Source organism: Ruegeria sp. AD11(2025) (genome assembly GCF_056542405.1).
Map to the genome: position 1 here is coordinate 1 of NZ_JBQFZU010000054.1, position 11,307 is coordinate 11,307.

The 11,307-nt window shown below is 52.2% G+C and carries 9 protein-coding genes and 1 pseudogene; 8 read left to right on the forward strand and 2 right to left on the reverse strand.

Going from position 1 to position 11,307, the window contains the following annotated elements; genetic code table 11:
* The first annotated feature begins 139 nt into the window (after positions 1-139).
* The 6 genes from ACR1XY_RS23495 to ACR1XY_RS23520 all read left to right on the forward strand — a co-directional run bounded on the left by ACR1XY_RS23495 (position 140) and on the right by ACR1XY_RS23520 (position 6,210).
* On the forward strand, positions 140-775 hold the full coding sequence (locus tag ACR1XY_RS23495) for a DUF1611 domain-containing protein (RefSeq protein WP_480597088.1): 636 nt from the start codon (positions 140-142) through the stop codon (positions 773-775).
* Positions 772-2,274 (forward strand): ABC transporter transmembrane domain-containing protein, encoded by a 1,503-nt coding sequence (locus tag ACR1XY_RS23500; RefSeq protein ID WP_480597091.1) that lies wholly within the window; start codon positions 772-774, stop codon positions 2,272-2,274. Before ACR1XY_RS23495 ends, ACR1XY_RS23500 begins: the two co-directional genes overlap by 4 nt.
* 837 nt (positions 2,275-3,111) lie before the next feature.
* On the forward strand, positions 3,112-3,639 hold the full coding sequence (locus ACR1XY_RS23505) for a roadblock/LC7 domain-containing protein (protein ID WP_480597094.1): 528 nt from the start codon (positions 3,112-3,114) through the stop codon (positions 3,637-3,639).
* Positions 3,640-3,752: 113 nt separating this feature from the next.
* Positions 3,753-4,430 carry a response regulator gene (locus ACR1XY_RS23510; RefSeq protein ID WP_480597115.1) on the forward strand — a complete coding sequence of 226 codons (678 nt, stop codon included), beginning with the start codon at positions 3,753-3,755 and terminating at the stop codon, positions 4,428-4,430.
* Positions 4,417-5,787, forward strand: a complete 1,371-nt coding sequence (locus ACR1XY_RS23515) for a sensor histidine kinase (protein WP_480597097.1) — start codon at positions 4,417-4,419, stop codon at positions 5,785-5,787. The genes ACR1XY_RS23510 and ACR1XY_RS23515 overlap by 14 nt, the downstream gene beginning before the upstream one ends.
* Before the next feature lie 102 nt (positions 5,788-5,889).
* Complete coding sequence (locus ACR1XY_RS23520; RefSeq protein ID WP_480597099.1) at positions 5,890-6,210, forward strand: hypothetical protein; 321 nt, start codon at positions 5,890-5,892, stop codon at positions 6,208-6,210.
* A 383-nt stretch (positions 6,211-6,593) separates the two neighbouring features.
* Here ACR1XY_RS23520 and ACR1XY_RS23525 read toward each other — a convergent pair whose 3' ends face one another.
* Positions 6,594-8,132, reverse strand: coding sequence for a TrkH family potassium uptake protein (locus ACR1XY_RS23525; protein WP_480597101.1), 1,539 nt, complete (start codon positions 8,130-8,132; stop codon positions 6,594-6,596).
* Between the two features lie 500 nt (positions 8,133-8,632).
* On the opposite strand from ACR1XY_RS23525, the pseudogene ACR1XY_RS23530 reads away from it, so the two are divergent.
* Positions 8,633-9,150 (forward strand): annotated as a pseudogene (locus ACR1XY_RS23530) (IS6 family transposase).
* Positions 9,151-9,218: 68 nt separating this feature from the next.
* On the opposite strand, the gene ACR1XY_RS23535 reads toward ACR1XY_RS23530, so the two are convergent.
* Positions 9,219-9,392 carry a hypothetical protein gene (locus tag ACR1XY_RS23535; RefSeq protein ID WP_480597105.1) on the reverse strand — a complete coding sequence of 58 codons (174 nt, stop codon included), beginning with the start codon at positions 9,390-9,392 and terminating at the stop codon, positions 9,219-9,221.
* 296 nt (positions 9,393-9,688) lie between these two features.
* On the opposite strand from ACR1XY_RS23535, the gene ACR1XY_RS23540 reads away from it, so the two are divergent.
* Positions 9,689-11,056, forward strand: a complete 1,368-nt coding sequence (locus ACR1XY_RS23540; protein ID WP_480597111.1) for a hypothetical protein — start codon at positions 9,689-9,691, stop codon at positions 11,054-11,056.
* Positions 11,057-11,307: the final 251 nt, after the last annotated feature.

Consider the following 11,307-nt stretch of genomic DNA (forward strand, 5'->3'; position numbering starts at 1 on the left):
GTAAGCCAGAAAAGATCAGACATGTTCACCGCTCGTTTTCGAACCGTGAATCACGCCGCTATACGGAAATCAATGGGTCCTGAGCCTAGGGCGTATCACGTCAAAAGACGGGGCCGTTCTGAATACAGGCGACTTCGCCTTGCCTGAGCGTTTAGATCCCGCACAGATTCCGGTGATTTGCGTGGTCGGTACCGCGATGAACTCGGGCAAAACAACCGCAACGGCTGCCCTGGCCCACGGCCTGACAAAGGCTGGATGGAAGGTGGCGGTGCTCAAAGGCACGGGTACTGGCGCGTTCGGGGACTACAATTCCTTTGTTGACGCCGGTGCATCCTTCGTCGCCGATTTTACAGACGCAGGTATGGTCACCACCTATCTTGCGCCTTTGCCGCGCATCATTGCGGGTATCGATACGCTATTGGGCGAGTCGGAGTCCCTCGGCTGCGACATCGCGGTGATGGAACTGGCGGATGGCATATTTCAGCGGGAAACAGCTGCACTTCTGGCCGATCCGTCAGTCCGAGACCGGTTTTCAAAGTATCTTTTTGCCTGTGCCGATGCGGTTGCAGCCGCAGGGGGTGTAACTGAGTTGGGCCGAAACGGCATTCGACCCATCGCACTGACAGGGATGCTGTCATGCTCCCCTATGGCAGTGGAAGAAGCGCATACCGCAACGGGTGTTCAGGTTCTGACCCGAGGCCAACTTCTCGATCCAGCATATGCGAACACATTGGCTGTGCGTGCCGGGGTCGATCGAACACGGTATGCGGCATGACCCCTCCGGGGCTTTTTGACGGTCCTAGACGCTGCCTTTTTGGTTGGATCCTATGCGCGACCATTTTGCAGGCCGCCGCTCTTTCAGCGGTGGCCATTGCAACGCGGACCGCCTTTGTCGCGTTCCATGATGGATCGGACCTGCCCGTTCTTCCCATTGCAGTCGTCGGAGGCGCCGGGATGTGCAGCGCGCTGCTGCAATTGGCTTTCCGGACGCTCGCGGAACGTTTGGGCCAGGACTATGCCAAGGACGTGCGTCTGAGGCTGTTCGACCACGCAAGCCGTAGCGATCAGATTGAACTGGACCAACGGCGCATGGGTTACCACGTCTTGCGCTTTACTGGCGATCTGGCGGCGTTAAAAGACTGGCCCGGTCTTGGTTTGCCGAGGCTGGTCCAAGCTGCTGTCCTGCTGCCAGCGGCGACGGCCGTGCTGATCTATCTTGACCATCGGTTTGCCTGGGTGGCGATGTGCGCGGTTCTCCCCTCGGCGATTTGTGCTCCTCTAACACAGAGCAAACTTTTGGAAGCGCATCGAAATTTGCGAAAACGCCGTTCTTTGCTAGCCGCAGATGTAACGGAACGCCTGCCAATTGCACCGAGGCTTTCGGCATTGGGACGGCGGCGCATCGAGATGAAATCACTGAATCGCCGGGCAGAGCAGGTTGCAGATGCGGCCCGCACCCTCCGCAGCCTCAGCGAATATAGAAAGGCTGTTCCCGATCTGTCAGCCGCTGTCGCCGCCGGTATAGTCTTGTCCATTGGCGGGTATGGCGGTTTGTCTTCAGGAACAATTGCAGCCGCATTGGCGGCGCTTGGGCTGATGGTCCGGCCGCTTCGCAATGCGATGACATCAAGCGACCATGCGGCGAAGTATCGGGTGGCCCATTTCAATCTGTCCCGCGCGCTTGGCCGCCCATTGGCCCCAGCCCGCAATTCCGAAACCCGTCTGCGACGGAAACCGTTTTCGATTGAAATCAAGCCAATGCATGGCCCAAAGATCAAGGTGCTGCCAGGGAAACAAGCGATCATCTCCAATTCAATGATGGACCAGATCGAAGTCGCATTGTTGGGAAACGCAACGCCTGGGGACATTTCATTGAAACTTGATGGCAAAGATGTTGCACGATTAACACCCGGAAGCCTGCGCCGATCTGTCGGCGTTCTCACTGACCAGCCACTAATCCTGAAAGGAAGCCTGCGACGCGCGTTAACGCTGGGTCTGCGCCAACGACCGTCAGATGAAGAAATCACGAGGGCAGCTGAGAGCGTTTCCCTGCAATACATCATTCATGAAATAGGCGGCTTAGAATTCAAACTAGCGGAGCGTGGCGCCAATCTAACTGTTGATCAAAAGCTTCGCATTTCTTGCCTTCGCCTTGTCCTCCAGAAGCCAGACATAATCCTTGTTCGCAGTGCACCGTGCAAAGCAATGAGGTCATCGCAGACGTGGCAACTCGCCACAAAAATAGCAACTTATCGTGAATTCCTTGCCACATAATTTGGGCTCAACACCGAAGTGGGCAATTGAGCCCTACCTCACCGTTGCCGAGATAAGCCGTGCCTACGGGGCAGAAAACCTCTTAACGCGATCCTGGCCCCTGACTTGATCCTCCCCCACTGAAGTAGTCCGCCGTTATGTTTAGGAAAACGGAGGCCTACTCTGAGGTCTTTTTTGTACGTGTCGCTAATGTGGTGAATTGCATTTATCCGGCACTCGGATTCATCACCATACAAACAAGGCGGTCGGCCACCCAACCCTAAAGCCGGGCACCCGCGATGAGCCGTTCTCGAAGGCGAACTACAGCGACCAATGCGAGTTCCGTCCCCTTTTGCGTTGTGATCGATAAAGATCAATAGGCCAGTTTTCAAAACCCTAAATCTTTCAGATTTTTAAGTTTACCGAAAGGTCAGTTAATACCCCCAATGTTCTGGTCACCGCTTGATTGTTGAGTAATGAGGCGGGGATGCAATGCTGAGCCTAATAATATCCACATTGGCCAGCGTGGCCTTCGAAATCGGGCATCTGTGGTCCGCGTTCCTCATAAGTTCTGAAGGTGCGGTTGCTGCCTCGGCCAGCCACGCCCAATACTTGTCCCTCGCCACAGTTTCCGCATTGAGTATTCTGGGAAAAGCCCAAAAGCGCTCCCAAAATCCTGGCACACCCAATTCAAAAGTCACGTTGGGTTCAAGGTGTCACAACACGCTGCAAGCTAGAACTCTTCCTTGCTTAGACGACGGACTGTTCGACCGATTGTTCCTCCGCGCTCACGCAGTCCGAAATGGTGAAGCTGCGCTTGGGTATGCCACTCCCACAATCACAGTGATTGGATAACTAATGCCAAAACCCAAGGGCAACATAGCCTCTGTGATTTCCAGGTTCGGTGAAAAGGCTGGCCTGGTTCAAAAATACACCATCACCATTCCACCCGCAAACGATCTGAACCGCCCGGCCCCTCGGAAGCCGCGTATGGGTCAGGCAAACAATTCCAAGGTAAAAAAGGAGCCAATCATGTCGTTAGACATTTCGAAACTCGGTGAAATAAAAGGTCTGTTAGGAGCATGTCTCGTCGACAGTGACACCGGCCTCATACTCGGCACGGAGGGCGGCTCCAAGATTGATCTCGAAACAGCCGGCGCGGCTAATGTTGAAGTGGTTCGCGCAAAACTGCAGGCTATCGAAGCTCTAAAGCTCAACGATTCCATCGAAGACATTCTGATCACGCTGGGTAAGCAGTTTCACCTTGTCCGCCCGCTGGAAAAAAATCCCAATATTTTTGTGTATGTCGCATTGGACAAGAAATCGGCAAACCTGGGACTAGCAAGACTGCAGGTCAAAGCGGTCGAAGAAACGTTGAGCCTCTAGTCTGCAACCATTTGCCAAATGGACTCGGCCATCTTGATATGGCTGGGTCTTGTCTACGGTTGAATCGGTCACGTTTCTTGGAACAGGCACCGACTGTCTGGGAGGCGAACAGAATGAAAATACTCGTAGCAGAAGACGACAAAAAAACCGCTGATTTCGTCTATTCAGGCCTGCAAGCCAACGGATTCAGTGTGGAGTGGTACGAGGACGGTCGCGATGCCCTATCCTACTGCCTGTATAATGACTGTGATGCCATCATCCTTGATCGAATGTTGCCGGGAATGGACGGTCTTTCCGTTCTGAAAGCTCTGCGGGCGGCCAAGAAGCAGACCCCTGTTCTGTTCCTCACATCGATCGGAGATGTTCAGGATAGAGTCGAGGGTTTGACTGAGGGAGCCGATGATTATCTGGTGAAGCCCTTTCATTTCTCCGAACTACTTGCGCGATTGTATAGCATTATCAAACGCCACTCTGCCGGGGTCACAACGACCGAACTTCACGTCCACGACCTTTCGATGAATTTGCTCAGCAGGGTCGTCAAGCGACAAAATGAGACAATAGAATTGTTGCCGCGTGAGTTCGCGCTTCTTGAAGTTCTAATGCGAAACTCAGGACGGATCGTGACCCGTACCATGCTTCTGGAACAAGTCTGGGACTACAATTTCGACCCGAATTCGACCGTAATCGAAACCTATATCAGCCGGCTGAGGTCAAAGATTGACAAGCCCTTTGACACGCCTCTTCTGCATACGTCTCGAAATGTCGGATATAGTCTTCATGGACCGCGCTAGCATTTTCTCAGGTGCCCCTTTCCGGACAGCTTGTTACGCTGCGCTGGTGGTCTGGATTATCACTGCCATTTTCGGATACGCGGCTTACTTGGCGCTAGAAGATAGGCTCCGCCTTAACCTCGAACAACAAATCCTTGAAGAAGAACTTCTGCTTCACGAGATACTCTTGGACGGTGGCGCAGACGCAGTTCAGCGGGCGATTGAACATCTGAACAGTCCCAATCGATCCGGGCTTCACATGATCGCGCTGTTTGACAAACACAATTCGGCACTTGCTGGATCTGTCGCGAAGGTACCCGACAAAAATGGCTGGCATGAGGTGGATCCGGATTTCGTGGCGATCGGTGGGGCTGCTCCTGTCTACCTGCTTCACGTCTCCGACTATCTTGGCTATCGCACGGTGGTCGCCCGCAGCCTGACATCACTCAATCATGCTTTGACGACGCTTTGGGAAGGATTGTTGTTACTGACGCTCGCGACGACAGCCACCGTTATGGGGCTGGGATACTACGTCAGTTCGCAAAGCTATCGCAAACTCCAGCGGATTGAGCGAACCCTCGATCTTGTCTCACAAGGGGACACAGACATTCGCCTGCCCATTTCAGAAGCAAACGATCAGATTGATCGGGTTTCCCGTTTGATAAACCGGCATCTCGACCGGCTGTCGAGTCTGCTCATCAGCACGCAAACAACCGCGGTCACGATAGCTCATGACCTGAAGACGCCTTTATCCCATGGGTTTTTGGCATTGCAGCGGGTCTATAGCGAAGTCGAGTATGGCGGCGACCCGCGCCCAACGCTTTACGAATTGGAAAGCGAACTGAAACGTCTCAGCGCTGTCTTCGACACGATCCTGAGAATTTCCCGTATTGAGACTGGCGGGTACAAGGACCACTTTGCGACAGTGAACCTGAGCGCAATCGTCGAAGACATTGTCGAAACTTTCTATCCAGTTGCGATAGACGAGGAAAAACACATCTCGGCAGAGTATAACGCCGATACGGTACTGATCCGAGGCGATGAAAACATGCTGAAGCAGTTGCTCGTCAATCTTGTAAACAACTCACTCCGGTATTGCCCTTCAGGCTCTTGGATCAAGATCTCCCTGATGGCCAAATCCGATTGCGTCGAGCTTGTTGTGGAAGACAATGGACCGGGAGTTCCCCCGTCTCAAATCAGCAAGGTTTTTGACGCATTCTTCAGGGCAGACGGTGCCAGAAACGAAGCGGGAAACGGGCTTGGCTTATCCCTCGTAAAGGCTGTTGCTGTGCGGCATGGAGCAATGGTCGTTGCGGAGGACAACGAACCGGGTTTGAGGGTTTGCGTGAGCTTTGGAAGAACCCTCGCGGCCGCTTGAGTACAATTAAGAAAAACACTCCATACCACCTTTTGGGTCCATCCGCTTGCGGGATCACTCAAACCCAAAAAAGCCAATTCCAGAAAATGAGGAAATACAAAGATGAATAAAGCCGTAATCTTGGCAGCGATCATGTCGGCATCCGCGGCCACTGCCGAAGAAACTGAATTCAGATGCACATCGGATGTATCTGGAGAGGAGGTTCAGGTATTTCAGAACGGAGACCTCTCGGAAGCGCGCATGATTGTCCAGGGCGCAGAAGGCCCGGCCTCCGTTGCACACGGCCTTGACGGGGTGACTTTCATCCATATCAAACCCGACGAAGTCTGGACGTTGGCCATCCATTTTCCAACCATGACCTATGAATTATCCACTCATGGAGCAACTGCCACTGAAGATCACGGACACTGTGAAAAAAGTTAGACGCAACATTGGCTTGCTCGTGGATTGAGAGATAGACAGGTTGAAAAATTTCTAAAATGTAAGCTGGGTGAAAACACGGTGAAAATTCAACCGCTCACAATGCAAACATCGTTCGAGAGAACTCAAAACACTTGGTCAAGGAAGCATTCGTACCCCTCCGAAAGGGTGTCATCGGTTCCGTGAAGACGCGGGCCACTCACTCGTAAGCAAGCCTTCCTCGGCCAAAGTAGCGCCCCCCTTAAAACGTCAAAGCCCACTAAAGGGGGGCGCTACGATTCCACCAGAATATGCCTACTGCTGTACCAAAACCTCAGATAAACTGGGCTTTCGATGCATTGTATTGGTCTGTGAGCAAATGCAACGCGGGTTGATGTATCAACCCGTTACCATTGATCCCAAAATCGTCGAGTGAAAAGCACATACAATGAAAGCAATTCCAGACGCCCTGCGATCATTCCGAAAATCATGATCCACTTGGCGGCTCGACTAAAGTGTTCGAGTGAGCCTGAGCTTTCCACCTTTGGACCAAAAGCGGGACCAATATTAGCCACTGCGGTCCAGGCAGAGGTGAAGGAGGTCTCGATTGTCAGGCCGGTCAACGAAAGCGCAGTGGCTACGAACCACACTGTTGCCGCAAAGAGGGTCATAAATGCCCCGACAGACTCGACTACATCTTTTGAGAGCTTCTTCCTGCCATACATTGGCTGGCTAACAACGTTCGGATAGCGCACTCGCTTGATCCGGATCGCAATCGCCGCCAAGCTTACCTGCCACCGGAATATCTTGACCGAGCAAGCTGTAGAGCCGGTACAACCTCCCAAAAATCCAGCGACCAATACGAGCGATAGAGCGAAACTACCCCATTGAGAGATATCCTCGCTAGCGTACCCAGTGCCTGATATCACCGAAACTACGTTAAACAGCGACTCACGAACGATCTCAGAAAACGGCTCGTCACTCGTCGCCATCCGAAAAGCTACTAAGACTGTGACCAGGACAAGTATTGCCAGAAGGTAACCTCTAACTTGAGGGTCATTCAATAAAGGTTGGGCGCTCCCCCTCGCCAATTGAACGAAACGTATAAGCGGTAAGCTGGCGGCAACCATGAAAATGATGCAGACATATTCCAGCGCTCCTTCAAACCGTATGAAGGATTGATCAGTCGTCGAGAACCCGCCTGTTGAAATCGTTGTCATGGCATGAACGACAGCGTCCAGTGCCGACATTCCCATTGCGGCGTAAACAGCCGCACAAGTCGCAGTGAAACAGACATAAATCGCCAGCAGCGACCTAGCTATATCCAGCGTACGTGAGAGCAATTTGCCCTGAGTATCAAACCCTTCCGTCAAAAAAAACTGCATGCCACCGACACGCATAATTGGCAAGAATATCATTGCAACGATGACGATACCAAGCCCGCCCAGCCATTGAAGTACACCTCTCCACAGCAAAATCCCGGGTGGCAGAACTTCAAGATTATGAAACACCGTTGAACCAGTTGTGGTCATACCGGAAACCGCTTCGAAATAGGCTTCCGTAATTCCAGCCTGCTGTATGCCAAGTAATAAGGGAACTGCACCAAACATCGGAAGCGCGACCCAAACCACTACAGTCAACGCGTAGGCTTGGTTGCGGTTTATAGTGGTAATTTCAGGTCGCGAGGTGGCCATAGCGAGGAGCAATGCCGTGGACGCAATTGCCAGACCGCTTTTGGTCAGCGCACTGATTGGCGAGAATTCAAAATGTTGGTCCACGAGCCCGCAAATGATCATCAGGCACCCCATGCAGCTGGCGAGAAGCGCGGTAATGTGGATAATTGGTGTAACTTTCGACATGTAGGATTTGTTCAATATTGATGCGGCACCAGTATTGATCTCAAGCGCTTGGCTATATTGGTGGCAGAAAACCAGTTCGCTGTTCACGCTCCGCACTTGGGTAACCTGAGTGTGCAAGAGCCAAGTTTTCTCGCGCTTTTCACGAACATCAAAAATCTGAAAAGCAAGTGCCCCTTGTGAGCGGCCTCATCTAACTGGTCCAAATTGATTTTTAGTACGTCATCTGCCTGTAATCCACCGGGACGATGGTTTCCGGTGTCGTGGTCGGTTTGTTGTTGGTTGTTGCGGTTGTGGTAGCTGCCATGTTTACGACCCTCAGCATTCAAAACATGGCAGCTACCCAATGGGCACCGTGGCGATGGGCCGGGCTATGGTCATTTTGGTGCGCGGGCCGGACCTTTCAATGGCGACGGTGATGGCGACCACCGCAGGGCTTTGTCACAAACTTTCGGCATCTCTGTCTGAGACGAGTATCTCGTGCTAGTGGCGTCCCGTGCTAGTGGCGTCCCGTGTTTTGACCGGAGCCAATCGTGACGATCTCATTCAAGGGTGCACACGTTCCGAAAGTTGTGATCGTACCGGCTTCCATGCCTCACCTAAGAGGCTTTCGCGTCCCGCGTGAAATTATTGCCTACGCTGTCTGGTCTATCACCGGTTCAACATGAGCACAGCTGATGACAAAGATCTGCTTGCCGAGCGCAGTGTGAAGCACTGGTTTTGGCGGGCTATCGATGCGGACGGCAACGTTTTGGACATTCTTGTGCAACCCAGGCGAAGTGCCAGAGCGGCAAAGCAATTTCTGAACCGGCTGATTGTTCAGTACGGTCAACCTCGCGTTGTAATAACCGACAAATTACGCAGTTAAATCAGACTGTTAAAGGTCTTGGCCCCGGACTCGGACCAACGGGCGCACAAAGTCCTCAACAACGCCATCGAAGTGTCGCACAGGCCGACCCGAAACGCTCAGAAGTTTCTATCCGCCCATGGTCAAATCAACCTGATCTTTTGCTCTCGTCGCCAAAAACTCTCCGCTGCCAACTACCGCCAAGCCAGAGCCGACCCTTTCAGCCTGTGGGCAGACTACACCACGGAAATGGCCATCTGATCAAACGGCCAAACGGTTTTCTCGGACATCAACCTACAATTTGGCAATACCCGCGCATGAATTGAAGTTCATTCGACGTCTTCTGCTGGATGCCAGGGTAAACTCTCAATTGGTGGCTCATAACGATTTGCCCGGTAGCGAGATTCCGGAATGTCGTACCCCATACCGCTGTCATCGACCCAGACGTCATCTTCGACACCGAATGGGCGCTTTGTACGGTGAATGCCCGTTGGCCTCTTCATAATTATTTCCTTAGTTAAGTTTCTTGCGGCACTTGGCCACCTGTTCGTTCATTAGTTGGCTTGAATGTCCCTCCTTCGCTGGACGCACCCTACCCACCCGGCACATCTGCGCAACCGCTGATCCGAGCCCTCAGAAAATGGAGCGGGTGGTTTCTGCTCTACCGGCGCCGCAATGCGCCATAAAGGGCATAAAAAGACAAGTTGTCATAGCCGTAGTATATTGGAAACCGGGGCGAAAATAATTTTGGGATGCAAAACATGCAGTAATCAATGGCATACTTCGGGAGGAAATTATAATGCCTACATTTGTCTATGGGGATCAGCCGGAAACCATCATAAGAAAATCGGCAAGGAGCAACGCCAAAAAGGTCAACCATGTGCTGATGGGATCGATTCTGGAAGTTACCGACACAGACGGTGATTGGCTTGAAGTAGACTCCCTTGGAAAGGGGCCCGGAGGCTGGGTTCGCAAGAAAGATGTACGTGATACCCCGATACTAAAAACATTCTTTGTGGACGTAGGCCAAGGCGATGGGGCTATCATTGAATCTCCCGAAGGGATCATGTTGGTGGATGGAGGTCCCAACGCCAATTTCTTCAAATTCATGAAACACCGTTACCGCCGCATCTTGAAGGCAGGTGATAAGGTACTGATTAAAGCCATGGTTGTTAGTCATCCCGACTACGATCACTTCAACGGTCTGACTCCAATTCTCAAGGATGAAAGATTTGAAGTCGGAACGATCTATCACAATGGCATCATTCGCTATGATGACGACAATCTACCGGTTGGCACGGATTTTGATCTTGGCAAGCTAAAAAATCGAACCATAGATGGAGAGTGCCGACTTACGGTTACAGAGTCATTCGACACGCTTACTCAGGCAAAAAACCTTGTCGACGGCGGTCATCTCATGTCGTCTTTCCGGAAGTTCTGGCAGGCTGCTCTGGACGCTAAAGACGACGGTCGTCTTGGAAACGCAAAGCGCATCACGATCAGAAACGAGGAGTTGCCAGGCTATACCCGGAACGACGACGACAAGCTTTACGTTGAGGTTCTGGGACCAGTACCGACGAAAAAGTCGGGGAGCGTTGAGTATGTCGCATTCTCGGATGCCCACGACATCGCCGATGACGATCCAGCGCCAAGCTCATCACACACGCGGAATGGTCATTCCATCGTTCTAAAGCTCAAGTTTGGCAAACACACCATTCTTCTTGGTGGCGATCTGAACATCCCAGCTCAACAACATCTGATGAAACACTATGGCAGCAGCAACCCGTTTCGGGTGGATGTTGCCAAAGCATGCCATCATGGATCTTCAGATTTTCACGTCGAGTTTCTGAAGAAAACGATGCCTCAGGCAAATGTCTTTTCTTCCGGAGATAACAAGTCTTTTGATCACCCTATGGCTGACGCTGTCGGCGCTATTGCAAAACATACGAGAGGATCACATCCACTGTTGTTTTCCACAGAGCTCGCCCGTGCCGTATCCAGCACCGACACGCACTATGGATTGATCAATCTACGCAGCAATGGCGATACGCTCGTCATGGCACAGATGAAGGAACAGAAAAACAAAGCGGATATCTGGGATTCATTCACAGTTCCATGGCCGGGTAGATTTGCAAAGGAAATCAAGGAATCGGAGAAAGGTGATTAACTTCTACCAAGGACAGTTGCATGACCGCTTTGGCAGACGAAGCTGCCGCTTAGCGAAAGCCGTGCCTTTAGTGCAGTGAATGGATGTCGTTGTTGGGCTAAGGGCCGTCGTCGCAGCGAACGCAGGATTTTGAGCCATGGGTATCGCACACCGACGCGGACGGCCCATTCCGGATGAGGTGGGTGGCTCCTGCTCCACCGGCATCGAATGTGCCAAAGTGCAGTTGTCATCGACTGCTAGGAAAGGAGCCA